This is a genomic window from Falsihalocynthiibacter sp. CO-5D18 (assembly GCF_041205445.1).
GTDB classification, from domain to species: Bacteria; Pseudomonadota; Alphaproteobacteria; order Rhodobacterales; family Rhodobacteraceae; genus Falsihalocynthiibacter; species Falsihalocynthiibacter arcticus.
The window spans coordinates 19,120-43,402 of record NZ_JBGFCF010000017.1; the positions used below are offsets into that span (position 1 = coordinate 19,120).

At 55.0% G+C, this 24,283-nt stretch carries 21 protein-coding genes; 17 read left to right on the forward strand and 4 right to left on the reverse strand.

Annotated features, from left to right (window positions below):
- Positions 1 to 35: 35 nt before the first annotated feature.
- Entirely contained in the window at positions 36 to 1,301 is a 1,266-nt protein-coding gene (locus AB9F27_RS18590) for a SulP family inorganic anion transporter (protein ID WP_369757999.1), read from the reverse strand.
- A gap of 105 nt (positions 1,302 to 1,406) precedes the next feature.
- Positions 1,407 to 2,141, reverse strand: coding sequence for a hypothetical protein (locus tag AB9F27_RS18595; protein ID WP_335585166.1), 735 nt, complete (start codon positions 2,139 to 2,141; stop codon positions 1,407 to 1,409).
- A 195-nt stretch (positions 2,142 to 2,336) separates the two neighbouring features.
- Here AB9F27_RS18595 and AB9F27_RS18600 point away from each other — a divergent pair, with 195 nt between their 5' ends.
- From AB9F27_RS18600 to AB9F27_RS18610, 3 genes are all read left to right on the forward strand, one after another.
- Entirely contained in the window at positions 2,337 to 2,495 is a 159-nt protein-coding gene (locus AB9F27_RS18600; RefSeq protein WP_335585167.1) for a hypothetical protein, read from the forward strand.
- A gap of 66 nt (positions 2,496 to 2,561) precedes the next feature.
- Complete coding sequence (locus tag AB9F27_RS18605; RefSeq protein WP_335585168.1) at positions 2,562 to 3,407, forward strand: DMT family transporter; 846 nt, start codon at positions 2,562 to 2,564, stop codon at positions 3,405 to 3,407.
- A 33-nt stretch (positions 3,408 to 3,440) separates the two neighbouring features.
- Complete coding sequence (locus AB9F27_RS18610) at positions 3,441 to 3,857, forward strand: MarR family transcriptional regulator (protein ID WP_335585169.1); 417 nt, start codon at positions 3,441 to 3,443, stop codon at positions 3,855 to 3,857.
- Positions 3,858 to 3,872: 15 nt separating this feature from the next.
- On the opposite strand, the gene AB9F27_RS18615 is transcribed toward AB9F27_RS18610, so the two are convergent.
- A complete protein-coding gene (locus AB9F27_RS18615) occupies positions 3,873 to 5,504 on the reverse strand; it encodes an alpha-amylase family glycosyl hydrolase (RefSeq protein WP_335585170.1) in 1,632 nt (543 codons plus the stop codon).
- Positions 5,505 to 5,674: 170 nt separating this feature from the next.
- Between AB9F27_RS18615 and AB9F27_RS18620 the strand changes: the two genes are divergently transcribed.
- Together AB9F27_RS18620 and AB9F27_RS18625 are read left to right on the forward strand one after the other, a co-directional pair.
- Positions 5,675 to 6,718: a substrate-binding domain-containing protein gene (locus tag AB9F27_RS18620; protein WP_335585171.1), complete on the forward strand. Its 1,044-nt coding sequence runs from the start codon at positions 5,675 to 5,677 to the stop codon at positions 6,716 to 6,718.
- A 95-nt stretch (positions 6,719 to 6,813) separates the two neighbouring features.
- Complete coding sequence (locus AB9F27_RS18625; RefSeq protein WP_335585172.1) at positions 6,814 to 7,467, forward strand: DsbA family oxidoreductase; 654 nt, start codon at positions 6,814 to 6,816, stop codon at positions 7,465 to 7,467.
- 3 nt (positions 7,468 to 7,470) lie between these two features.
- Here AB9F27_RS18625 and AB9F27_RS18630 read toward each other — a convergent pair whose 3' ends face one another.
- Complete coding sequence (locus AB9F27_RS18630; protein ID WP_335585173.1) at positions 7,471 to 8,151, reverse strand: hypothetical protein; 681 nt, start codon at positions 8,149 to 8,151, stop codon at positions 7,471 to 7,473.
- Between the two features lie 498 nt (positions 8,152 to 8,649).
- Here AB9F27_RS18630 and AB9F27_RS18635 point away from each other — a divergent pair, with 498 nt between their 5' ends.
- The 12 genes from AB9F27_RS18635 to glgB all read left to right on the forward strand — a co-directional run bounded on the left by AB9F27_RS18635 (position 8,650) and on the right by glgB (position 24,253).
- Positions 8,650 to 9,954 (forward strand): AAA family ATPase, encoded by a 1,305-nt coding sequence (locus AB9F27_RS18635; protein WP_335585174.1) that lies wholly within the window; start codon positions 8,650 to 8,652, stop codon positions 9,952 to 9,954.
- Positions 9,951 to 11,027 carry a ParB N-terminal domain-containing protein gene (locus AB9F27_RS18640; protein ID WP_335585175.1) on the forward strand — a complete coding sequence of 359 codons (1,077 nt, stop codon included), beginning with the start codon at positions 9,951 to 9,953 and terminating at the stop codon, positions 11,025 to 11,027. The genes AB9F27_RS18635 and AB9F27_RS18640 overlap by 4 nt, the downstream gene beginning before the upstream one ends.
- A gap of 135 nt (positions 11,028 to 11,162) precedes the next feature.
- Entirely contained in the window at positions 11,163 to 11,858 is a 696-nt protein-coding gene (locus tag AB9F27_RS18645; RefSeq protein ID WP_335585176.1) for an HAD family hydrolase, read from the forward strand.
- Positions 11,855 to 12,817 carry a sugar-binding transcriptional regulator gene (locus AB9F27_RS18650; RefSeq protein WP_369758002.1) on the forward strand — a complete coding sequence of 321 codons (963 nt, stop codon included), beginning with the start codon at positions 11,855 to 11,857 and terminating at the stop codon, positions 12,815 to 12,817. The genes AB9F27_RS18645 and AB9F27_RS18650 overlap by 4 nt, the downstream gene beginning before the upstream one ends.
- A gap of 116 nt (positions 12,818 to 12,933) precedes the next feature.
- The gene (locus tag AB9F27_RS18655; RefSeq protein ID WP_335585178.1) at positions 12,934 to 14,244 is read left to right on the forward strand and encodes a sugar ABC transporter substrate-binding protein; all 1,311 of its coding nucleotides are present in this window, start codon (positions 12,934 to 12,936) and stop codon (positions 14,242 to 14,244) included.
- Positions 14,245 to 14,381: 137 nt separating this feature from the next.
- The gene (locus AB9F27_RS18660; RefSeq protein WP_335585179.1) at positions 14,382 to 15,254 is read left to right on the forward strand and encodes a sugar ABC transporter permease; all 873 of its coding nucleotides are present in this window, start codon (positions 14,382 to 14,384) and stop codon (positions 15,252 to 15,254) included.
- 1 nt (position 15,255) lies between these two features.
- Positions 15,256 to 16,086: a carbohydrate ABC transporter permease gene (locus AB9F27_RS18665; RefSeq protein ID WP_335585180.1), complete on the forward strand. Its 831-nt coding sequence runs from the start codon at positions 15,256 to 15,258 to the stop codon at positions 16,084 to 16,086.
- Positions 16,086 to 17,090 carry an ABC transporter ATP-binding protein gene (locus tag AB9F27_RS18670; protein ID WP_335585181.1) on the forward strand — a complete coding sequence of 335 codons (1,005 nt, stop codon included), beginning with the start codon at positions 16,086 to 16,088 and terminating at the stop codon, positions 17,088 to 17,090. The genes AB9F27_RS18665 and AB9F27_RS18670 overlap by 1 nt, the downstream gene beginning before the upstream one ends.
- 93 nt (positions 17,091 to 17,183) lie before the next feature.
- Positions 17,184 to 18,626, forward strand: a complete 1,443-nt coding sequence (locus AB9F27_RS18675) for a mannitol dehydrogenase family protein (RefSeq protein WP_369758003.1) — start codon at positions 17,184 to 17,186, stop codon at positions 18,624 to 18,626.
- A complete protein-coding gene (locus AB9F27_RS18680; protein WP_335585183.1) occupies positions 18,623 to 19,576 on the forward strand; it encodes a carbohydrate kinase in 954 nt (317 codons plus the stop codon). Before AB9F27_RS18675 ends, AB9F27_RS18680 begins: the two co-directional genes overlap by 4 nt.
- A gap of 54 nt (positions 19,577 to 19,630) precedes the next feature.
- Positions 19,631 to 22,024 (forward strand): glycogen/starch/alpha-glucan phosphorylase, encoded by a 2,394-nt coding sequence (locus AB9F27_RS18685; RefSeq protein WP_335585184.1) that lies wholly within the window; start codon positions 19,631 to 19,633, stop codon positions 22,022 to 22,024.
- Between the two features lie 30 nt (positions 22,025 to 22,054).
- Positions 22,055 to 24,253 (forward strand): 1,4-alpha-glucan branching protein GlgB, encoded by a 2,199-nt coding sequence (gene glgB / locus AB9F27_RS18690; RefSeq protein WP_335585185.1) that lies wholly within the window; start codon positions 22,055 to 22,057, stop codon positions 24,251 to 24,253.
- Positions 24,254 to 24,283: the final 30 nt, after the last annotated feature.

A 24,283-nucleotide genomic window follows, 5' to 3' on the forward strand; every position in this document is an offset into this window, starting at 1 on the left:
CTTCGATTGCGCCCGCATTTATTGAACCCCATTCCTTAACGGTCGGGAGGCGTCCAATCGCTTTCTGTTCCCGTTGTCTTTTCTCTCAGCCGCAGGGCAAGGCCAAGCGAAACACCGACACCAATGGCAACGGTCAGATCCGCGAACACGGTCAGCACCAACGTGAGCAAAAGCAGAATGCGATCCGAAATGCGGGTCTGCATATACCCGCGCCATTTATGTGGCTCGCTCATGTTCCACGCAGTTAGAATGAGAAGCCCCGCCAGCGCAGGCATGGCAAGATAACCCGCCAGTGGCGCAGCGAGCAGCATCACCAGCAAAATAGTCAACGCGTGAACAACACCCGCAACAGGCGTTTTCCCACCGGCACGCACATTGGTCGCGGTGCGGGCGATCGCGCCGGTCGCGGGAAGGCCGCCAAACAAGGCTGAGCCAATATTGGCAAAACCTTGCGCCAGAACCTCGGCGTTTGGCCGATGCCGCCCCCCGATCATGCGATCCGCAACCATCGCGGAAAGCAGCGATTCAATGCTCGCGAGGAAGGCAATAACAATGGCCGACGGGAGCAGCGTTATCATGCGCTCAATACTAATCTCGGGGAAGCTGGGAAACGGCAACGTGCTGGGCAAGGCCCCGAACCGCGAAAAGATCGTTTCAACGGGCAGAACCGCCAAGGCAACAATGGCCGAGGTCAAACCAACAGCGACAATAAGGCCTGGAAACTTGGGGGCGAGACGCCGCAGAGCAACGATCAACACCATCGTCCCAACGCCAATCCCAAGGGCGGAAAGGCTTAAGGTATCTTTTACCCCCCAAAGCGCCTCGACCTTCCCGATAAATTCTGCGGGAACCTGCTCGATTGAAAAACCGAACAGGTCTTTGATCTGGCTTGTCGCAATAATGACGCCAATGCCGATGGTGAAGCCATTGATCACGGGCTCAGGCACATAAGCGACAAGGTTTCCAGCTTTCAGGAAACCCGCCACCAACATAATGACCCCCGCCATCAACGTCGCAAGGATGAGGCCGTCATAGCTGTGTTGCGTGATAACGCCAAAGACAACGACGATAAACGCGCCAGTTGGCCCGCCGATCTGAACCCTACTGCCGCCAAGCAACGAAATGATCAGCCCGCCGACAATTGCGGTCACCAGCCCTTTTTCCGGACCAGCCCCCGAGGCAATGGCAATCGCAAGGCTTAACGGCAAGGCAACCATTGCCACCGTCATTCCTGCGACCAGATCACTGACAAACTGGTGCCGATCATAAGTCGTAAGCGTGGTTAGGATTTTTGGCTTCATGATAGGGTCTACGCCCCTCAACGCGGGGAATTCAACCACCTAGTATCAAAAACGACGCGCGACGTTTCCCCGCACTCATCGGGGCAACGCCGCCTAAAGCCCGCCTTAGAAACGTACGGTTACACCAACCATCGGCCCGCCAAGACCGATTTTAATGTCGCGACCGTCGATTGATTTTTCGACGTCCATATACCGATAGCCGAATCGACCAGACCAGTTTTCGTTGAAGTTATAATTGGCCGTTGCCAAGGCTTGCCACGTTTGGCTCGATCCACCGATACCGCCGAAATCTGCAAAAGCGGAGGCTGACCATTTTTCAGAAAACTTCCATGTGGCGCGCGCGGCCACCAAGGGATCAACCCAGCCGTCGCCGATACTGGCAGATTCGGAAGGGAGCGTGCCTGCATTCAATGTGGTGCCGATGTCGAGGCCAAACGCGCGAAAACCAGCGGCCAAATCAACCGTGACGTTTGGATCGTCCACCACGCGATACGCAAGATAGCCGCTAAGGGCGGAAACTTGCACGTCGACATCCGCGCTGGAGAACAGGACCCCAAAAGGTGTCTCTTTTTGCGTCGCCAAATCGGTATAGAGGAGATCGCCAAGTATGCTCCATTTACCGTTCCGAGCCTCAAACGTCCCCATGAACGCCATTTCAAGATTATCGAGGTCAATGCTGCCACCAGACGAGCCGAGATCGAGGTCGCCACGGGGCGTCGCAAGGGAGCCACTAACACCGGGGAGCCATCCGTAAATCGTAGCGTCATACGTCCAATCATCGGCCAAAACCGCAAGGGGTGCCGCGGAAAGCAAAACGGCCAAAGCAATTGAATAACGCATCGTGAATTTCCTTTTGGGTCAAATTTCAGTGCCTAGATTAGCATAGTCAAAACCGCTCGTCGCTATAATTTATGGAGTCTTAGCGCATAATTTTGGATCCGTCACCAAGGCACCTCTATAAATTAGCATTTGCAATACCTATTTAAAAATGCCATCACTAGCCCATCATGAATGCGGATTTAGAGGAGTGAAACAATGACCCTTGCCCAAGCGATACTCTGGCCCGGCACCAAAATCTGTGAACGCTTGGGGTTAGACCCTGATGCGGACGCGGGACTCATCCGATCCATGTTCAACATGATCATCTATTTGGCGATCTGCTTAGGGATCGTTTGGATCGTCGTCGGCTGGTAAACGCGGCATTGCGGTGCCAGCCTTGAGTGCCTAGTGTTCCCAGCAACAAATATTGGGGTCATCAACATGAGTACGCTTGTTTTTATTGCCGTCATTTGTGCGGCTTTATTGCATGCCTCATGGAACGCTTTGGTCAAAGGTGGCGCCGACAAAATGATGAGCATGGGCGCCGTTGTAATTGGCCACCTGCCCCTTGCCCTGCTCGCGCTTCCCTTTGTTCCCGCCCCTGCCCCCGAAAGCTATCCTTACCTTGTGGGGGGAATGTTACTGCACGTCGGGTATCAAATCTTTCTGCTGAAATCCTATCAATCGGGCGACCTCACACAGGTCTACCCAATTGCGCGCGGGTCGGCCCCCCTAATGGTCGCGTTATTTTCCATTGTGGTTCTGGGCGTGCGTCTGGACCCGATCGAGTTGCTTGCGATTGTGATTATCGGCGTCGGAATTCTGAGCCTCGCAATGGTGCGCAGCGCCAATGGCCAGCGCAACGGCCACGCCGCGTCCATGGCGCTCACGACCGGATTGTTTATCGCGTCCTATTCCTTGGTTGATGGTTTGGGCGCGCGCGTTTCAGGAACCGCGCTTGGCTATTTTAGTTGGCTTGCGATTGGCAATTGCATCCTCATGGTCGGTTTTCTTTTGCTCCGCTCCCCTACAACCCTCACCGCGATAGCAACGCGGGGCAGAGCCGTGTTTTTGTTTGGCGGGTCGGCGTCTTTTATCGCCTATGCATTGGTGACTTGGGCCTTCACACAGTCCCCCATCGCGCTGGTGACGGCGCTGCGTGAAACCAGTATTATCTTTGCCCTGATGATCGGAGTGTTCTTTCTCAAGGAGCGTCTTGATTTGGTGCGCGTGTTTTCAACTTTCACAACGTTGCTCGGCGCAATCCTGCTGCGTTTTGCCAAATAGTCTAGCGTTAGACACGAAATCCACGGAGGGGTGATGTCCTTTTCAATCAACGAATTTCTACCCTACCTCCTCAACCAAACCTCCGAGGCCGTGAGTAAAGATTTTCAACCGCAATATCGCGAGCGCTATGGGATGCTGCGCACCGAATGGCGGGTTTTGTTCCATTTGGGCATACACGGCAAGTTAACCGCCAAAGAGATTTGCACCCTTGCCTCGCTGCACAAAACCAAGGTCAGCCGCGCGGTAACGGCGCTTGAAGCCAAGCGGTTCCTCTCGCGGACAACCGACGAAAACGACCGCAGGCTTGAGCATCTTTCCCTCACCAAACAAGGGCAGAAGGCCTACGCCGACCTTCACAAAGCGGCCCAAACCTACGAGGAAAAGATCACCAGCGCCCTCTCAGAACACGAGATAGATACCCTGAAATCGGTTCTGAAAAAGCTGGGGTAACCCCTTTGATGCGCCCTATTTAGCAGTTTTAAGAGACACACCCTCCGCGCGACCCGCATCTAGATAGGCAAATCCGTTCGGACCCAAATTCAGAATATCAGTCTCTAATAAAGCATTATGTGGCCCAACAAGGCGCGCCGCAGGGTCTACGGCAAGGGTCTGTGGCTCCGCTGACAAATTAAAAACACAGGTCAGTGTTTGGCTCGTCCCCACCCGATGAAAGGCAAGCAAAGGTTCGGGCAGATCAATGAACTGTGTCGTGCCGCGCAACATGGCCTCGCTCGCTTTGCGAAATGCAATTGTCTCGCGATAGGCATGCAAAACGCTGTCGTTGCTACGCTCTTGCGCATCCACCGCGCGGCTCTGTTGCGGCGTTTTCACCGGCAACCAAGGCTTGGCACTCGAAAACCCGCCATGCTCCGACTCGGCGTTCCAAACCATTGGCGTGCGGCATCCATCGCGCCCCTTGTTCTCGGGCCAAAACCGCAAACCGGGGGGATCGGTCAACTCGCTGTATTCTAGCTCGGTTTCCGGCAAGCCCAATTCCTCCCCTTGATAGATCCCAATCGTGCCCTCAAAACTCATCAGCATGGCAACGGATTGTTTCGCCAAAGCATCGGCATCTTCGCAATGTTCCAGCCAACGACTGACGTGGCGGCGCACATCGTGGTTGGAAAAACTCCACGAGGGCCAGCCATCCGGCGCGCCCTTCTGGAACCCCTCAATCGTTTTGCGAAAATGCTTGGCGGTGAAGTCCGGGCTGAGCATTTCAAAGCTATAGCACATGTGCAAACGGTCGGTGCCACGGGTATATTCGCCCATGATATCAATCGCCGTTTGCCCGCCGTCGCCAACTTCACCGACCATCATCCGCGCGTCAAATTCATCCGTCAAAACCCGCATCCGCATCAGAAACGCGATGTTTTCGGGGCGGTTCTTGGAGTAAATATGGGCCTGCATCCCGTAAGTATCGACCTGCTCGGCCACCACATCGGCGGGAGCCGCGGGGTTGTCGCGCAATTCGGTGTCGTGGAAATAGTAATTGACCGTATCCAAGCGGAATCCATCGACGCCCCGTTCCAGCCAAAACCGCATCCCGCGCAGAATCTCGTCCTGCACATCGGCGCAATGCATGTTCAAATCGGGCTGCTCAATCAGGAAGTTGTGCAGATAATATTGCCGACGGCGCGGCTCCCATTCCCAAGCGGCGCCACCAAAAACCGACGGCCAATTGTTGGGCGGCGTTCCGTCGGGATTCGGCTCGGCCCAAACGTACCAATCGGATTTCGGATTGTCCCGCGACGCGCGGCTCTCTGCAAACCATTCATGTTTATCGGAGGTATGCGACAACACCTGATCGACGACCACCTTAAGGCCCAATTCATGCGCCCGTGCGATCAGCGTGTCAAATTCCGCTAAGGTGCCAAAAAGCGGGTCTATTTCGGTGTAATTGCTCACATCATAGCCCATGTCCTTCATCGGCGAGGTGAAAATCGGGCTCAACCAAATCGCATCCACCCCAAGCCCCGCAACATGGTCAAGTCGCGAAGTGATCCCCGCAAGATCGCCAATCCCGTCGCCATTGCTGTCCTGAAAAGACCGTGGATAAATCTGATAAATCGTCGCGCCGCGCCACCATTCCGTCATGAAAACTTCTCCTGAGCATCGGGATTCCCCCGTGATTCTTTGCCAAGCATAACGCGGGCAAAAAATTATTCAAATCGTTTTGAAAAATGTGAACCTTACATGACAGTAGAGAAACATTTTGCTTTATTTAGACACCCATACTATTTCTAAATCGTTTTGAGGAGGAATGTATGTCCACATTAAAAGATATCGCCGCGGCCCTCAACCTCTCCCCCGCAACCGTTAGTCGCGCGTTGAACGGATTCCCAGAGGTCAACGAGAAAACCCGCGCCGCTGTTGTGGAAACCGCTCGCCTGATGAAATACCGCCCGAACCAACTCGCCAAAAAACTGGTCACTGGGCGCTCGGGCATGGTGGGGATGATTCTCAAATCCGACAGCACCCAAGCCACCGACGCCTCCTTTTACGAGACCATGTTTGGCCTCTCAGATCAGCTTGCCCGCCGCGACCTCGATCTTGTATTTCACGCCACCACCGCAAGCGATATTCTGCTGCCCTATCAACGCATGGTCGAGAAAAACACGCTGGACGGCTTTATCCTGAACGCCCCCGAAAACGACGATCCGCGCATCGCCTATTTGCGCTCCGAAGGCATTCCTTTTGTGGTGCATGGTCGCGCCGACGACCCGAATTACGCGTTCTACGACATCGACAATGCCCAACTCGCCGAAGATTCCTTCAACCTGCTTTTCAATCTTGGGCACCGTCGGATCGCGATGTTAAATGGCCCTACCCCCCTCGCCTTCTCAACCGCACGACTGGCGGGATTCACACGGGCCGCGCAGCGCAAATCCCTCGAAATCCCCGCCTTCGCCCTCCATCACGGCGCCCTCACCGACTCCAACGGATACGCCGCCGCGCTCGCGCTCCTGTCGGGCCAAGACGGGCCACCCCCAACCGCCATCATATGCGCCTCGACCCTGATCGCCGCAGGGGTCTATCGCGCCGCCAGCGATCTCGGGTTTGCCATTCCCCGTGACCTCTCAATCATCGCCCATGACGACGCAGTGCCGCAAATGCGCGCAGTTAATTTCAACCCCGCCCTGACCGTCACCCGCGCCCCATTCCGCGACGCCTGCGAACCCCTCGCCAAAGCGATCTTCGACCTCCTCGCAGGAGCTGATCCAACCACGCTGCAAACAATCGAACGCGCGGAATTAATCCTGCGCGACTCAACCGGCCCCGTCGCCACCTCTTGCGATACACCTTGGTAACCACACGCGATTTTTACTCCGCAGGCCTTGCAATTACGCCGCCGCACTTACATTTCTTGGGGCTAATACTGCCTTAACTCCCTGGAAGGAAAACCATGACTGTTTCCCCGCAACCCCTTCGCATTGATATCGTGTCAGATGTGGTGTGCCCGTGGTGCGTCATCGGCTATCGCCAACTTGCACAAGCCCTCAAAGCCTCTGGAACGCCGCATGAAATCCACTGGCACCCGTTTGAACTCAATCCGCAAATGCCGCTTGAGGGCCAGAATCTGGCCGAGCATTTAACGGAGAAATATGGCGCAACCCCCGCGCAATCCGCCGAAAATCGCACCCATATCACCAAGCAAGGCGCGGATGTGGGCTTTGACTTTAGCTTTGCCGATGACATGCGGATGCACAACACGTTCAACACCCATCAGCTTCTGCATTGGGCGAATGAACAGGGGCGGATGCAGGACCTAAAACAGGCGTTGTTTGCCGCGCATTTCACCGATCGCCGCGATCTAAGTGATCCAGAAGTTTTGGCCGATGTTGCGGGCGAAATCGGGCTGGACCGTACAGAGGCCGTCGCCGTGCTGGATGATCAGCGCTTCGCCGAAGAGGTGCGCCGCGCCGAAACCCACTGGACGCAGCAAGGTATTAGCGGCGTTCCCGCCATGGTTTTCGATGAGAAACATCTGGTAACGGGTGCGCAGGGCGTTGAAAACTATACGCAAATATTGGGTCAATTGGCCGAGATGCGCAAATAGCTCCTAGGAAATCGCGACAACATCCGTAAGGCTCTCGTCGGCCGCAATACACGCCTCCAACACCACCTGTTTGAGGCGTGTATTGATATATGTCGCGTGAAATGCCGTGGGGGCCTTAAGGATCAACACGCCCCCTTCCCGCTTGTGACGCGTCAGTTTTTGCAGCCAAGCGCCGTATTGCGCAACATTTTCGCGGTGCAAAATCGACTGTGCAAGGCTCCACTCCTCACTGGTGATTTCGGGCGGCGCGACGGTGACATTCGGCGTAAACGGCACCACGGTTTTGTCCTGCTCTGGAGTGCCCTTCATCCGTGCTTCAAAATCTGGCCCGACGGCGCTCCACTGTGGTTTTGTCGCGTCCAACAAAGCCTGCGTATCGAGGCGATAATCCGTCACCCTGCCCCGCGCGCCTTGCCGCCGCACAACCAACCATCCAAGTGCGCGCAGCTTCGCCATCTCGCGTTTCACGGTGCGTTCATCCACCGCCCAAAGCCGCGCAATCTCGCGTTGCCCCACCGTCAGGCTATCGCGTCCCCAATTATATCGTGCCGTGATCAGCGTCATAAACCGAAGGCACATCCGTTGATTCGCTTTGCCCTCCGCCAAGGCAAAAGCCCCGAGAGCCGTCAACAGGTCGTACTTGACGACCGAGGCCTGAGGCCCAGTTTTACGTTTGGCAATCATTTCTGCCTCCGACGTGTTCTTTGCAAACACGCGCTCTCAATGCGACGAATCTTAATGTTCATTCTACGAAGGTTAAGGTTTCAAACTCCTAAACTCAACGCTCTTTGTATCCACGCTCTGATTTGCGTCCATTTGTTCGATTCTGTCAAGCCGGAACTTCTGGAGGGGGTTTTGAATTCAAACCCTAAAATATAAATATTGGTATTAATTGGTATAGGGGGACATACAGTGCGTCCCCCATTGGCGGTGTTTTGTCCCCTATATGTGGTTGGGGCTGCCAAATATGTCCCCTAAACTTTGTGATCACCGGTAGATTCGGCGGGCAAAGCGATTCGGGGTCCGCGACTGCTCCTCCCCGTTATTCTACGTATCAGGACGCTCTTTTCCGATATTTGCACTTTTTTGGCTTTTTGCAAACTTGGTTTTTGCATTTTCTTTTAAATGGCGCTAAATCGGGTGAAACGCTGAATTAGCGTCCCCGCGGGGACAGGAGGTTATATGTACAGCCACGAAGAGCTTGCGCGCCTACAGGCCCAGTCCCTCAAGATGCAGGGTTTCATCCGTCAACAGACCTACTCGCCCGAGATGGAAAAGACCCTGCGGCGGTTTTCGAGTTGGGAAGTTGGCGAGCTGATCTTTAAGGTCAATCAATCCACATTGCGTGGCCGTCTCGCGGCGGACCCTACCCTACCCCAGGGCGTTGTCGAGGGTGACGGGCGGCAACATTGGTACTCGCTCGACGAAATTAACGAGTTGCGCCGCCGTCTCAAGGTGAACCGAAAATCCTTGATGCCGCATCGCCCCGCGGGGCAACGCGCGGTCCGCGCAGCGATTGCCAACTTTAAAGGCGGCGCAGGGAAATCGACGGTCGCCCTCCATTTAGCTCATGCTGCCGCCCTAGATGGCTATCGGGTTTTGTGCGTGGATTTCGACCCACAAGCGACCCTTTCCCACTCGATGGGCCTGTCGGATGTCACCGAAGAATACACCGTTTGGGGTATCATGGCGCGGGATTTGGTGCGCGAAACCGAACGGATGAATGCCGCCGCGACGGGGGCCGAATCGGGCACCTCCCTGCCCCAGCGCCAACTGCCCGCGTCGATCACTGGCATGGGGTTGGCTGAATTGCGGGTCAATGACTTCATTAAGCCCACCTCTTGGCCGACCATCGATATCGTGCCGAGTTGCGCCAACGCCGCCTTCGTGGAGTTTGCCTCGGCGCAGTATCGTCACCTCAATCCCGAATGGTCGTTTTTCGCCGCCGTGTCGCGCTACCTTGATCAGATCCCCGACGACGCCTACGACCTGATTATTTTCGATTGCCCCCCCGCAATTGGCTATCAATCGATGAACGCGGTTTTCGCGGCGGACATGCTCTATATCCCGTCGGGTCCTGGTTACTGGGAGTATGATTCGACCACCTCCTTTATCGGTCAGCTTGCCGAAGCCTTGGAGGATTTGGCGCAGTTTTCCAGCTTTGTCCCCGCGGGGACAGTGCGCCTTCCCAAGGCGTTTCACGACGTGCGGTTCCTTCTGACGCGCTATGAGCCGAACAATGAATTGCACCGCGCGATGCGGTCGGCATTTGGCAAGGTTTTTGGCGATAGAGTAACTGAACATCCCATCGAGATGACCCGCGCGGTGGAGCAATCTGGCCGCTTCCTGTCGTCGGTTTACGAGATGGATTATCGTGACATGACCCGCGACACGTGGCGCCGCGCAAGGGCGTCGTTTGATCGGGCTTATGAAGAATTTCAGGGCCATGTCGTTGAGGTTTGGAAATCAATGGAGGATGAAAAATGAGCAAGCGACGTATTTTTGACATCGATTTTCCGGCGGAAGAAGAGGCCGAAGTCACGCCACAAGAGGCGCCAACCGAATCGCTGCGACGTGGTCCGATGGCCTCCGCGATTGCCGAAAATGCCGAGGCGTTGCGGGGACGACATGCCGCCGAACAGGCCATTCGCGAGGAAAACTTCGCCCTTGCTAAAGAGCATGTGCGGATGAAAGAGCAGGGGCTGATCGTCGATTTAATTCCGCTGGATCAAGTGCGTGTGGAAAAACTTTCGCGGGACCGTGGCGCGGGGCGCGACCCTGAGCTTGACGAACTCAAGGCGTCGATTCGTGCTATCGGCCTGTCCAATCCCATTCAGATTGAGCAAACCGACGAGGGGTATCAACTGATTCAAGGCTTTCGGCGCTTGTCAGCCTATCGCGAATTACTGGCGGAAACCGGCGATGCGGAGGCCTATGGTAAAATCCCTGCGGGTTTGATCGCACGCGGGGAAGCGTTGGAAAACCTGTACCGTCGCATGGTCGATGAAAACCTTGTGCGCCGCGATATTTCTTTTGCGGAGATGGCCGCGCTGGCCCGTAACTATGCTGCCGATCCGGCGACGTCTGTGCAGGATGTTGAGGCCGCCGTCGTGGCGCTTTACGGCTCTGCAGGTCGTCAAAAGCGGGCTTATATCCGCAGTTTCGCGGTTTTGCTTGATCGTATTGGCGCGGATTTGAAGTACCCAGAATCTATTCCACGGGCACTGGGTTTGGCGCTTTTAAAGCAGATTGAGCGTACGCCTGGTGTGGTGGCGAATCTGCGGATTGCCTTGTCATCGGAGCCTGATCGCAGCGTCGAGAAAGAGTTGATCTTGTTGAAAGAGGCCTCGGAATCGGTGACGCCAAACCCCAAAAAACGGCCGGTGAGGGCAGGGGGCGCGCGCACTACATTCCGTGTTCCGCATGCCTCTGGTGTGGTGAAATGCACCGCGGCGGACGGGCGTCTTGAGGTGCTGGCGGCGCGTGATTTCTCGGCACTGGAGCGGCACAAATTAGAGGCTGCAATCGCTGCGTTTCTAAAGGTTTTGGACGGGCATTAAGGGGGTGTCCCTGCGGGGACAACTCGCCAACGCCAAGAGTAAAGTTGCTCTGCCGAAAAAGCAGGACGCCTTGACAGTTGGTGTGCAATGCGGCTCATCTAGGGGTGAAAAACAGCGCATGTTTGGGAAAAAATGATGAGTTTTCAATCCACTGATACCACTCGCCCCATTGACCTTGTCATTTTTGATTGTGACGGAGTTTTGATTGATAGCGAAGCGCTGAGTGCAAATGTTCTGACTGCTGTCCTTAAGGAAGAGGGGATCGTGATCGATTTGCCCTACTTTCGAAGGCATTTTCTGGGGCGCAGTTTTTCTACCGTTGTGAAGGCAATTGACGCGGGTTTTGGGGTTGTTGTGCCGCAGGATTTTGAAGCCCGATATACGTCGCGCCTCTTGGCGGGGTTCGAGTTGAATTTGAAAACCACCGAGGGGGTTTTGGAAATCCTTGCCGCGCTTAAGGTGCCCTTTTGTGTGGCGACGAGCAGCAGCCCGAAACGGGTTGCCCGATCGCTGGAGGTTGTGGGCCTGTCGGGCCATTTCGACGGGGTGGTTTTTACCGCTTCAGAGGTGAAAAATGGAAAACCTGCGCCGGATTTGTTTTTACATGCTGCCAACAAAATGGGGGTCGATCCCGCGCGGTGTCTTGTGATTGAAGACAGCTTGCCCGGGGTTGCGGCGGGGCTTGCGGCGCAAATGGATGTGGTTCGATTCCTTGGGGGGGCGCATTTTGCGGGCAGACTTCCTGCGGTTGTTGAAAACGTAGATGTTTTTGACAAATGGTCCAAATTGGTGGAGTTGAGACCCAGTTTGTTAAAAGGAAGCGCAAGATGAGATCCCTAAAGAAAACCTCGAAGGCAGAGATTAAACTCGATGAGGCGGCGCGCGCGGGGTGGCTTTATTACGTGGCCAGCAAGACGCAGGACGAAATTGCGCGCGAACTCGGGGTCTCACGGCAAACGGTTCAGCGCCTGATTTCGCTGTCTGTTTCGGAGCATCTTGTGAAAATCCGCATCGATCATCCAATTGCCGTGTGCATGGAATTGGCGCTGGCGGTGAAGGAAAAATACGGTCTTGTGGCGTGTAACGTTGTGCCGTCGGATAAATCCGCGCCAGAATTGTTGAGCGGTTTGGCCATTTCGGTGGCCGCTGATATGGAGAAATACCTTCGGTCGGAAGCGCCCCAGATTATTGCGCTTGGAACGGGGCGGGCGTTGCGGGCCTGTATTGAGCAGCTTCCGACACTCACAACCCCGCAACATACGATCGTTTCGCGGCTTGGGAATATGATGACGGACGGATCGGCCACGCAATATAACGCGGTGACACGGATGGCCGAGAAAACCGGATCGGCGCACTATCCAATGGCGCTGCCGCTTTTGGCGCATGACGCCGAAGAACTCAAATTGATGCAAAGCATGGAGGCGGTGCGCAACACGCTGCATTTGTGTGATATTGCGGACGCCACCTTTGTCGGGGTCGGGCAAATCAACTTGACGGCGCCCTTGGTTTTGGACGGATTTATGACCAAGGACGAGGCCACCGAACTTCAAGACGCGGGGGCCGCGGGCGAGATCACGAGTATCATTTATGACAACCAAGGGGTTGTTTTGGATTGTGCCTATAATGCCCGCGTGTCATCAGCTCCCCTTAAAAAAGCGGGCCCCGCTCCTGTTACTGCTTTGGCCGCAGGTCCCGCAAAAGTGCGCGCGATTCAGGCCGCCTTGGTGGGGTCTTTGGTAAACCGTCTGACAACTGACGAAGCCACGGCAAAAATACTCCTCTCTTATTAAGCGCTTAGAACGGAATCGCTCTCCGCTCTACAAAACAGTTGACTCAAAATTTACCCAAGAGTAACATTTGCCCACAGCATGGGCATATGCCCAAAACTGATCTGTGGGAGGATCCAATGAAAAATACTGTAACCAAATTACTTGGGGCAACAGCCTTGAGTGCAGCAGCGACGATGTCGTTTGCTCAAGAAACAACACTGACAATTGCGACCGTGAACAACGGTGACATGGTGCGCATGCAGGAACTTGCTGGCGATTTTACAACGGCAAATCCGGACATCAAATTGGAATGGGTCACACTGGAGGAGAACATTCTTCGTCAACGTGTGACGACAGATATTGCCACTAAAGGTGGCCAATATGACGTCATGACCATCGGTACATATGAAGTTCCAATCTGGGGCAAACAAGGCTGGCTAACATCCTTGAATGACCTGCCAGAGTCTTGGGACAAAGACGACATTCTGCCAGCGATTGCCGGTGGTTTGACCGTAGACGGCGAGCTTTTTGCTGCACCATTCTATGGTGAATCGTCGATGGTTATGTACCGCAAAGACCTGATGGCAGCTGCCGGCCTTGAAATGCCAGACGCGCCAACATGGGACTTCATTCGTGAAGCAGCGGCCGCAATGACCGACAAAGATGGCGAAATTTACGGCATTTGTTTGCGCGGTAAAGCTGGCTGGGGTGAGAACATGGCGTTCTTGTCGGCGATGAACAACTCCTTCGGCGGCAAATGGTTCGACGAAGAGTGGAAGGCGCAATTTGACGGCGACGCTTGGAAAAACACGCTCACATTCTATGTGGACATGCTCAATGAATCGGGCCCTCCCGGTGTGTCAAACAACGGCTTTAACGAGAACCTGACCTTGTTCCAAACGGGCAAATGCGGCATGTGGATTGATGCCACTGTTGCGGCTTCGTTCGTGACAAATCCAGACGACAGCCAAGTGGCAGATCAAGTTGGTTTCGCACTTGCACCGGACGCAGGTCTTGGCAAACGCGGCAACTGGTTGTGGGCATGGTCTTTGGCCATTCCAACAAGCACAGACTCACCTGAAGCTGCCAAAAAATTCGTAGAATGGGCCACTTCCAAAGAGTACACAGCGCTTGTTGCTGAGAACGAAGGTTGGGCGAATGTGCCTCCAGGTACACGGACTTCGCTCTATGAAAACGCCAACTATATGGACGTTCCGTTTGCAAAAATGACGCTCGAAAGCATCAACTCTGCAGACCCAACCAACCCATCGGTTGATCCGGTTCCATACACGGGCGTTCAGTTCGTTGCTATTCCCGAATTCCAAGGGATTGCTACGGCCGTTGGTCAACAGTTCTCGGCGGCCCTCGCAGGGACAACTTCAATTGAAGATGCGCTTGCGAATGCTCAAGAGCTGACTGTGAATGAAATGGATGACGCGGGGTACTAAACCCCTCTCCCTGAGGGGCTGCCTGTAAGGGTGGCCCTTCTTTTCCAGTGATTTTCTTACCTGAAATTGGCCGAATTGTGATTTGGTCAAGGTATCAGTGACACTGCATTCGGTTTCCAACAGAGGGGCTCTTCGCCATGTCCACGCAACACTCGCGCACCGCAGCCAAGGCAATGATTTCGCCGTCTATTTTATTGTTGCTTGCATGGATGATCATTCCCCTGTGCATGACGCTATATTATTCCTTCCAACGCTATCGACTGCTGACGCCTGATCGGCGCGGCTGGGTTGGATTTAAAAACTACGAAAATTTCCTGACGAACCCCGCGTTTTTTGATGCGTTTTTCAACACACTTTTCCTCGTGCTCGGAGTGTTGATCATCACCGTTGTGTTGGGGGTGTTGCTGGCGATTTTGCTCGACCAACAAATTTGGGGGCAGGGGATCGTACGTATCCTTGTGATCGCGCCGTTCTTTGTTATGCCGACTGTTTCGGCGCTGGTTTGGAAGAATATGTTCATGAACCCCGTGAACGGATTGTTCGCATATGGGGCCAAAGCCGTAGGGTTAGAGCCTTATGACTTCCTCAGTCAGGCACCATTGTTGTCGATTATCGGGATTGTGAGTTGGCAATGGTTGCCCTTCGCGACGCTAATTCTTCTGACGGCGATTCAGTCGCTCGACAGCGAACAGATGGAAGCCGCCGAGATGGATGGTGCAAGCCACTTGTCGCGGTTCCGCTTCATCACGCTACCGCATCTTAGTCGCGCTATTACCGTTGTGATCCTGATCCAGACGATCTTCCTTCTGTCGATTTTCGCAGAGATCCTCGTTACGACAAATGGTGGTCCCGGTACGGCCAGCATGAACTTGACCTATATGATTTACGCCGAAAGCCTGCTCAACTTTGACGTTGGCGAAGGTTCCGCCGGTGGTGTTATCGCCATCATTCTTGCAAACATTGTAGCGATCTTCCTTATGCGAATGATCGGGAAAAACTTGGACGCTTGATATGGCACGTGCAGTTTCAAACCAACACAGAGTCATCGTTACGGCGGCGGCTTGGACCATCGGCCTCGCGATATTCTTTCCGATCCTTTGGACCATCATCACCAGCTTTAAAACGGAGGCCGAAGCAATCGCCGATCCTCCGTCGCTGTTCATGTTCAACTGGACGATGGAGAATTACGCTATTGTAAATCAGCGCTCCAACTATCCGCTTCACTTCTTTAACTCGGTCGTGATTTCGGTGGGCTCCACCTTGCTCGGGCTTGCAATTGCGATCCCTGCGGCGTGGTCCATGGCCTTTGTGCCAGCGAAACACACCAAGAATATTCTGATGTGGATGCTGTCGACCAAAATGTTGCCACCGGTTGGGGTTTTGATCCCGATCTACCTGATTTTCCGCGACACGGGACTTTTGGATACGCGCACCGGATTGGTCATCGTTCTGACCCTGATCAACCTGCCGATTATCGTCTGGATGCTCTATACTTACTTCAAAGAAATTCCGGGCGAAATCCTTGAGGCCGCGCGGATGGACGGGGCAACATTGAAGGACGAGATCATCTATGTGCTGACTCCGATGGCCATTCCTGGCATCGCGTCGACTGTCCTTTTGAACATCATCTTGGCGTGGAACGAAGCGTTCTGGACCCTCAACCTGACGGCGGCAAAAGCGGCACCGCTCACGGCCTTCATCGCGAGTTATTCTAGTCCTGAAGGGCTGTTCTATGCGAAATTGAGCGCCGCAAGCACAATGGCCATCGCGCCAATTCTCATCATGGGCTGGTTCAGCCAAAAGCAACTGGTCCGCGGACTGACATTCGGAGCTGTGAAATAATGGGCAACATTACTCTCAATCAAGTCACCAAAAATTTTGGCGACGTTCAAGTCATCCCGCCGCTCGATCTGCAAATCAATGACGGGGAATTCGTGGTCTTTGTTGGCCCGTCTGGGTGCGGAAAATCGACCCTATTGCGGCTTATTGCAGGTCTTGAGGATGTGACCAGCGGGGCCATTCAAATTGATGGTCGCGAAGCCACCGAAGTGCCACCCGCGAAACGCGGTTTGGCGATGGTGTTTCAATCCTACGCGCTTTATCCGCATATGTCGGTGCGCAAAAACATCGCGTTTCCGCTCAAGATGGCGAAGATGGATCAGGCCGCGCAGGACGCGAAAATCGATGCTGCCGCCAAGGCACTAAACCTGACGGATTACCTTGATCGTCGTCCCGGGCAACTCTCGGGCGGGCAACGCCAACGTGTGGCCATTGGCCGTGCGATTGTGCGCGAACCTTCGGCGTTTTTGTTCGACGAACCCCTGTCAAACCTCGACGCCGCGCTGCGGGTTGGGATGCGTCTGGAAATTTCGGAACTGCACAAAAAGCTCGACACCACGATGATTTACGTGACCCACGACCAAGTCGAAGCCATGACCATGGCCGACAAAATTGTGGTGCTACAAGCGGGTGTGATTGAGCAAGTCGGCTCGCCGCTTGAACTGTATCATAAGCCGCGCAATGTGTTTGTTGCGGGCTTTATCGGCTCGCCGCAGATGAACATTATTGCCGGTGCAGAGGCCCAAAAACATGGGGCGACCCATATTGGAATCCGTCCCGAACACGTGGGCGTCAGCATGACCGAGGGTCTGTGGAAAGGTCGCGTTGGCGTGGCCGAGCACCTTGGGTCGGACACGTTTATCCACGTGCACGACACGGGTTTGGTGGACATGATGACGGTACGGATTACTGGTGATATTGCCGTGAATCATGGCGATACCATCTATCTTAATCCGCAATTGGACCAGATGCATAAATTTGGAGCAGACGGCCTTCGGATGGACTAATCCCGACCGAAAACCGTGGTTAAACCTTGAACTAAAGACAAGAAAGACATGCACATTTCGGTGTGGGTGCGCTGGAAAGGACTGCTTGCTGTGATGCAAAAACTTGATCTCTCGGCCCTCAATTCATTGTCCGCGAATGTGATCGTGCCGCAATATTCCCGCGATGATCTTACGGCGGGGATCGTGCATATCGGGGTGGGTAATTTCCATCGCGCACATATGGCCGTTTATCTGGATGCGTTGTTTAGCACGGGCCGCGATCATGATTGGGCAATCGTCGGGGCAGGGATCAAATCCTTTGACGCCGACCGCCGCGCCGCGCTCAAGGAGCAAGACTGGCTGACCACGGTTGTTGAACTCGCGCCCGAAAGCCTGACTGCGCGGGTCACAGGCTCGATGATCGACTTTTGCGAGGTGGAAACCGAGGCACTTTTGGCGCAACTCTGCGCGCCTGAAATTCGGATTGTCTCGTTAACGGTCACCGAGGGCGGCTATTTCGTTGACGCCAAAACAGGTCTGTTTGACGCGAAACATCCCGATATTCTGGCCGATGCTGCCGCGCCACAAACCCCGAAAACCGTGTTCGGGATACTGCTGCTTGCGCTGCAACGCCGCCGCGCTGCGGGGATTGATCCCTTCACGATCCTGTCCTGTGACAACTTGCCGGAAAACGGCCATGTCACCAGCAACACAGTGCTTGGTTTGGCCGAAATGATTGGGGCTGACCTCAAGGAATGGGTCCAAGCCAACGTCGCGTTCCCCAACTCAATGGTCGATTGCATCACCCCCGCAACCACCGACCGCGAGCGCGCTTTGGTCAAGGAGCAATTTGGCATTATCGACAGCGCCCCCGTGGCCTGCGAGCCGTTTCGCCAATGGGTGATGGAAGATAATTTCCCCTTCGGACGGCCGCGTCTTGAACATGTGGGCGTGACCTTTGTGGGGAATGTGACGCCCTACGAGACGATGAAATTGCGGATTTTGAACGCGGGCCATGCCGCGATTGCTTATCCTGGCGCGTTGTTGGGCTATGAATTTGTGCATGAGGCGATGGCGGATGAGGATATTCGCGCGTGGCTTATTCATGTGATGCGCACCGATGTCATGCCAATTTTGCCACCAATTGATGGCGAAAGTTTTGAAGACTATCTGCAAATGTGTGTCGAGCGTTTTTCCAACCCGCGCGTTGGCGACACCATTGATCGGCTGTGCCTTGACGGTTCAAACCGCCAGCCGAAATTTGTGGTGCCTACGATTCAAGAGGCCCTTGCCGCCGGAACAAGCCTAAAAGCGCTCGCGCTTGAGGTGGCGTTTTGGTGCAAATACTGCGCCGATTGCCCTGACTTACAGGATGAACGTGCTGAAGTTTTACGCACAGCGGCGCTAGCGAGTCGCACCGATCCATCGGCCTTCCTGAAAATCACCAGTGTATTCGGCGATTTGGCGCATGAGGAGCGGTTTGCCATTGAGTTCGCAGCACAAATAGATCAGCTTTGGACTCTGGATGTAAGGGACGTAATTAGAGGGACAATATGATTTTATGCTGTGGTGAAGCCTTAATCGACATGTTGCCAACCGTGGACGGGCAGGGCCGCGCGGCCTTTATGCCCTACGAGGGCGGCGCGGTGTTTAACACTGCCGTTGCACTGGGGCGGTTGGGTTTGAAACCAGGATTTCTGTCGGGCTTGTCGACGGATATTTTTGGCACCATGATCCAGAGCGCCCTGACCAAAAGCGGCGTCAATCACAGCCTGTCGATCTATAGCGATCTACCGACGACCTTGGCCTTTGTTGAATTGGCCGACGGGCAGGCGCGTTATCTTTTTTATGATGAAAACACCGCGGGCCGGATGCTAACGAACGATCTTATGCCGAAAATCCCCACCTCGGTTGAGGCGATGTATTTTGGCGGTATCAGCCTGATTGTCGAACCCTGCGGCGATTTTTATCTCGCACTGGCGCAACGTGTGGCACTGGATAAAGTGGTGATGGTCGACCCGAATATTCGCCCAAGTTTCATCAAGGACGCGGTCGCCTATCGCACCCGTTTGAATGCCTTGCTTGCCGTCAGCGACATTTTAAAAGTGTCCGACGATGATCTGAATTGGATCGTCCCTGGGCCTCTGACTTTGCTGGAAAAAGCGCATGCCTTGCGCCTGAATGGTCCCGAAATCGTCATTCTGACACGCGGAGTTGACGGTGCGACGGCGATTTTCGGCAACGATGAAATCATCGATGTCCCCGCCGTAAAAGCGCAAGTTGTCGACACCGTTGGCGCGGGCGACACCTTTAATGCGGGCGTGCTTGCGGGCTTGTCGCGGGCCGGTGTCCTTAACAAAAAAGCCATCGCGAATGTCACGGGATCCGTTCTAAAGGATGCGTTGGATTTGGGCGCTCTGGTGGCGTCGATCACCGTTGCGCGTTCTGGCGCTAATCCCCCGTGGGCCGATGAATTGCCCGACCTGTCGGGTGCGCGGCCAGCTTAGTTAGGCCCATAATAAGTTCGGGCCCGTCGGCCCGATATAGTCAAAGAAATCGAAATGCTGAAAACACACCAGAGTGACGTAACAGTCAAAGACCTGCGCGAAGATATCCAAAAGCATCTGAAACTTTCTATAGGTAAGGATGCGGGGCACGCGAGTCTGTATGATTGGCGCATGTCGCTTTCGCTGGCGTTGCGTGATCGGGTGGTGGAACCGTGGTTTGCGTCGACCCGCGCGACCTATGAGGGCAAGCATAAGCGGGTCTATTACCTGTCGATGGAGTTCCTAATTGGGCGTCTGATCGAGGATGTGACCATCAATCTCAACGTCGAGGATGTGGCGCGCCAAGCGCTCGCGGATTTGGGGCAGGACTATAACGCGGTGGTCGCGGATGAGCCGGATGCCGCGCTTGGCAACGGCGGGCTTGGTCGTTTGGCCGCGTGTTTTATGGACAGTCTTTCGACCCTCGCGATCCCTGCCTATGGCTATGGCATTCGCTACGAACATGGCTTGTTTGAGCAACATTTTCAGGACGGACAACAGATCGAAACCGCCGAAGGCTGGCTGGCACAGCGCCATGCGTGGGAATTTGAACGTCCCGAAGTGGCCTATGACATCCACTTTGGCGGCCACGTGAGCGAGTCCGATGGCAAGGCCGTTTGGCATCCCGCCGAAACGGTTGTGGCTTCGGCTTATGACACGCCGGTTGTTGGGTGGCAGGGCAAATGGGCCAATACACTGCGCCTATGGGCCGCCAAGCCCGTCAAATTGTTTGATCTCGAGAGCTTTAACCGTGGCGATTATGTTGCTGCGAATGCCCCCGAACGCCTCGCACGCACGATCTCACGGGTGCTTTATCCCGACGACACCACCGATGTTGGCAAGGAATTGCGCCTCAAACAGGAGTATTTCTTTACCTCCGCGTCGATCAAAGATTTGCTACGCCGGTTCCTCTCTGAGGGGCACAAAATCGAAGACCTGCCGAACCACGTCGCCATTCAACTCAACGATACCCACCCCGCCATCGCAGGGCCGGAACTGGTGCGGATTTTGGTGGATGAACACGGGCTTGATCTGGACCACGCGATCGAATTGGCACGCGGCTGTTTGGCCTATACCAACCACACGCTGTTGCCCGAAGCTCTTGAGCGGTGGCCTGAGGGGTTGTTCGCCCGCATCTTGCCACGGCATTTCCGCCTGATCGAGTTGATCCAAGAACGTCATCTCGCGGCCACCCAAAGCGGCATCCGCATCATTGATCATGGCAATGTGAACATGGGCGAGTTGGCGTTCATCATGGCCCATAACGTCAACGGCGTTTCGGCGCTGCATACGGAACTGGTCAAGGAAACCGTTTTCGCCGATTTGCACAAAGCCTATCCAGCGCGGATTTTGAACCAGACCAACGGCATCACGCCGCGCCGCTGGCTCTATTCCTGTAACCCGCCACTGCGCAACCTGATCAACGACACCATTGGCACCGACTGGCAACAGGACCTTGAGAAAATTCAGGACCTCAAAGCGCATCTTGATGACTCGGCGTTTTTGGGCGCCTTTATGGACGCCAAAAAGGTGAACAAAAATCGCTTGGCGGGGTGGCTGAAAACCCATCACAATGTCACGATCGATCCCACCGCGATGTTCGATATTCAGATCAAACGCATCCACGAATACAAACGCCAGCACATGAATATCCTCGAAACCATCGCGCTTTGGAATGAGATCCGCGACAACCCAACTGCCGATTGGACGCCACGGGTTAAAATTTTTGGCGGCAAAGCAGCCCCCGGATACGCGCTGGCAAAATCGATCATTCGCTTGATCAATGACGTGGCCGCGACGATCAACACCGATCCCGTCACGCGCGATTTGCTACAAGTTGTGTATCCCGAGAACTATAACGTCTCAATGGCGGAAATCCTGATCCCAGCCAGCGACCTTTCGGAGCAAATTTCGACCGCAGGCAAAGAGGCCTCGGGCACGGGCAACATGAAACTATCCCTCAACGGCAGTCCGACCATCGGCACGCTGGATGGCGCGAATGTGGAAATCTTGGAACACGTCGGCGCGGATAATTTCTTCCTCTTTGGCCTCACGGCGGCAGAGGCGCAAGAGGCGCGCAATCACCACGGCTATGCCCGCCGCGCGATTGAAGCCAGCCCACGGTTGAGCCGCGTTTTGGGGCAAATCGGGGCAGGTGTTTTCTCGGCGGGGGATAAATATCGCTACTCCGATATCCTGCATAACCTTTGGGAACATGACTATTTCCTCGTGAGTTGCGATTTCGACAGCTATTTTGACACACAACGCGACGTTGACGTGGCTTACCGCGATGTCGCGCGTTGGTCGCGGATGGCCGCCGCGAATACAGCAGGGATGGGGTGGTTTTCCTCGGACCGCACGATCCGTGGATACGCCAAGGATATTTGGCATGCAAAACCGGTGACTTAGACGCTGCAAGAAACATAAAGGAAACACACAGTGATCAATCCTCAGGACGTTCAGCAGATTGCAACAGGCAGCCACGCCGATCCGTTTTCCGTGCTGGGATTGCACGCCGTGGAGGGGAAGCTGACCCTGCGGGTGTTTCATCCTGATGCCGATTCCATTGATGTTTTGGATGCCAAAACGGGGGCCAAAATCCTGTCGTTGGAGGCCTTACCAGAGGAGCCGTCCCTTTTTGTGGGCACCGCTGCACGGCGTAAAAAACCTTTTGCTTACCGCTTGCGCATCACCAAAGGCCCCCATGTTTGGGAGGCCGAGGATGCCTATCGTTTCGGCCCTATTCTAGGGGAACTCGACGAATATTTGATTGCCGAGGGCGCGCATCTTGACCTGTGGAAGGTTCTGGGCGCGCATGTCACCGAACACGAAGGCGTTGCGGGAACCCACTTTGCGGTCTGGGCGCCAAATGCGCGGCGCGTTTCGGTTGTGGGCGATTTCAACGGCTGGGATGGACGGCGCAATCCGATGCGGATGCGCGGGCAAACCGGTGTTTGGGAAATCTTCCTGCCCAGCCTTGGCGACGGCGAAGCGTATAAATACGAGTTGCTGGACGGGAATGGAAACCTGCTGCCGCAAAAGGCCGATCCCTTCGGGTTTGGCTCTGAACACCCGCCCAAAACGGCGTCGGTGATCCGCCAGTTGAACGGGCATACATGGACGGATGCGGCATGGATGAGCAAACGTGAGGCGGCCCATCGCATTGACCAACCAATCTCGATTTACGAAGTGCATCTTGGCTCGTGGAAACGGGTTCCCGAGGAGGGCAATCGTCCGCTGTCGTATCTCGAACTCGCTCAGGAGTTGGTGGCCTATGTAAAGGACATGGGTTTTACCCATATCGAGCTGATGCCGATCTCGGAATTTCCGTTTGATGGCTCTTGGGGCTATCAACCTGTGGGCCTCTATGCCCCGACCATTCGCCACGGCACGCTTGAAGAATTCCGCGCCTTTGTCGAGGCTTGCCACGCCGCCGATATTGGCCTGATACTGGATTGGGTGCCCGGGCACTTCCCCGAAGACAAACACGGTCTGGGCCGGTTTGACGGCACGCCGCTCTATGAACATGCCGACCGCAAGGAAGGGTTTCATCCCGACTGGAACACGCTGGTTTATAATTACGGACGCCGCGAAGTTTCGAATTATCTGGTGGCGAACGCCCTGTACTGGCTGCGCGAACATCACATCGACGGGCTGCGCGTGGATGCGGTGGCGTCGATGTTGTACCGCGATTATTCGCGCAAAGCGGGCGAATGGATTCCCAACAAGGACGGCGGCCGCGAGAACCTTGAAGCGATTGATTTCCTGCAACGCACCAATGAAGTGGCCTATGGCGAAATGCCTGGAATAGTGACTATTGCGGAGGAGTCCACCGCCTTTCCGGGGGTCAGTGCGCCCACCGATCACGGCGGGCTTGGGTTTGGGTTCAAGTGGAATATGGGCTGGATGAACGACACGCTGTCCTATATCGCCGAGGATCCGATCAACCGGAAATATCATCACAGTAAGATGACCTTCGGCCTGCATTATGCGTTTTCCGAAAATTTTGTCTTGCCGATTAGTCACGATGAAGTGGTGCACGGCAAAGGCTCGATGATCGACAAAATGCCGGGGCAGGGGGGCGATAAATTCGCCAATCTTAGAGCCTATTACGGATTTATGTGGGGCCATCCAGGGAAAAAGCTTCTGTTCATGGGCTGTGAATTTGCGCAGGGCGTGGAGTGGAATCACGACACGAGTCTTGATTGGCATTTGCTCGATCATCCGCTGCATGGCGGCACGCAGAACTTGATCCGCGACCTCAATGCACTGTTGGGCGATAGCCCCGCGCTGTACGAATTGGATTGCAAGCCCGCAGGGTTTGAATGGGTTGAGGAGGGCGCGGCCGAGGAATCTATTTTCGCGTGGATTCGCAAGGGCGCCGACGGTACGCCGCCAGTTCTTGTCGTCAGTAATTTCACCCCCGTTGAGCGCCACGCGCGGCGCATTGGGGTGCCAAAGGCAGGACGTTGGCTTGAAAAACTGAACACGGATTCAAGCCGCTATGGCGGGGGCGATCGCGGCAATATGGGCTACGCGGATAGCGAACAGGTGGCGGCCTCGGGGCGGGCACATTCGATCTCGCTGACGCTGCCGCCGCTTTCGACGATATTTTTTGAGCTGCAAGAGGACGTGTAGCTTTTAAGGGAAGACAGAATTTAGGGAGGA

Bases quoted from the DNA above. Each gene is read 5' to 3' on its own strand.
- AB9F27_RS18590 (WP_369757999.1), bottom strand. From the start codon at position 1,301: ATGAAGCCAAAAATCCTAACCACGCTTACGACTTATGATCGGCACCAG.
- AB9F27_RS18595 (WP_335585166.1), bottom strand. From the start codon at position 2,141: ATGCGTTATTCAATTGCTTTGGCCGTTTTGCTTTCCGCGGCACCCCTT.
- AB9F27_RS18600 (WP_335585167.1), top strand. From the start codon at position 2,337: ATGACCCTTGCCCAAGCGATACTCTGGCCCGGCACCAAAATCTGTGAA.
- AB9F27_RS18605 (WP_335585168.1), top strand. From the start codon at position 2,562: ATGAGTACGCTTGTTTTTATTGCCGTCATTTGTGCGGCTTTATTGCAT.
- AB9F27_RS18610 (WP_335585169.1), top strand. From the start codon at position 3,441: ATGTCCTTTTCAATCAACGAATTTCTACCCTACCTCCTCAACCAAACC.
- AB9F27_RS18615 (WP_335585170.1), bottom strand. From the start codon at position 5,504: ATGACGGAATGGTGGCGCGGCGCGACGATTTATCAGATTTATCCACGG.
- AB9F27_RS18620 (WP_335585171.1), top strand. From the start codon at position 5,675: ATGTCCACATTAAAAGATATCGCCGCGGCCCTCAACCTCTCCCCCGCA.
- AB9F27_RS18625 (WP_335585172.1), top strand. From the start codon at position 6,814: ATGACTGTTTCCCCGCAACCCCTTCGCATTGATATCGTGTCAGATGTG.
- AB9F27_RS18630 (WP_335585173.1), bottom strand. From the start codon at position 8,151: ATGATTGCCAAACGTAAAACTGGGCCTCAGGCCTCGGTCGTCAAGTAC.
- AB9F27_RS18635 (WP_335585174.1), top strand. From the start codon at position 8,650: ATGTACAGCCACGAAGAGCTTGCGCGCCTACAGGCCCAGTCCCTCAAG.
- AB9F27_RS18640 (WP_335585175.1), top strand. From the start codon at position 9,951: ATGAGCAAGCGACGTATTTTTGACATCGATTTTCCGGCGGAAGAAGAG.
- AB9F27_RS18645 (WP_335585176.1), top strand. From the start codon at position 11,163: ATGAGTTTTCAATCCACTGATACCACTCGCCCCATTGACCTTGTCATT.
- AB9F27_RS18650 (WP_369758002.1), top strand. From the start codon at position 11,855: ATGAGATCCCTAAAGAAAACCTCGAAGGCAGAGATTAAACTCGATGAG.
- AB9F27_RS18655 (WP_335585178.1), top strand. From the start codon at position 12,934: ATGAAAAATACTGTAACCAAATTACTTGGGGCAACAGCCTTGAGTGCA.
- AB9F27_RS18660 (WP_335585179.1), top strand. From the start codon at position 14,382: ATGTCCACGCAACACTCGCGCACCGCAGCCAAGGCAATGATTTCGCCG.
- AB9F27_RS18665 (WP_335585180.1), top strand. From the start codon at position 15,256: ATGGCACGTGCAGTTTCAAACCAACACAGAGTCATCGTTACGGCGGCG.
- AB9F27_RS18670 (WP_335585181.1), top strand. From the start codon at position 16,086: ATGGGCAACATTACTCTCAATCAAGTCACCAAAAATTTTGGCGACGTT.
- AB9F27_RS18675 (WP_369758003.1), top strand. From the start codon at position 17,184: ATGCAAAAACTTGATCTCTCGGCCCTCAATTCATTGTCCGCGAATGTG.
- AB9F27_RS18680 (WP_335585183.1), top strand. From the start codon at position 18,623: ATGATTTTATGCTGTGGTGAAGCCTTAATCGACATGTTGCCAACCGTG.
- AB9F27_RS18685 (WP_335585184.1), top strand. From the start codon at position 19,631: ATGCTGAAAACACACCAGAGTGACGTAACAGTCAAAGACCTGCGCGAA.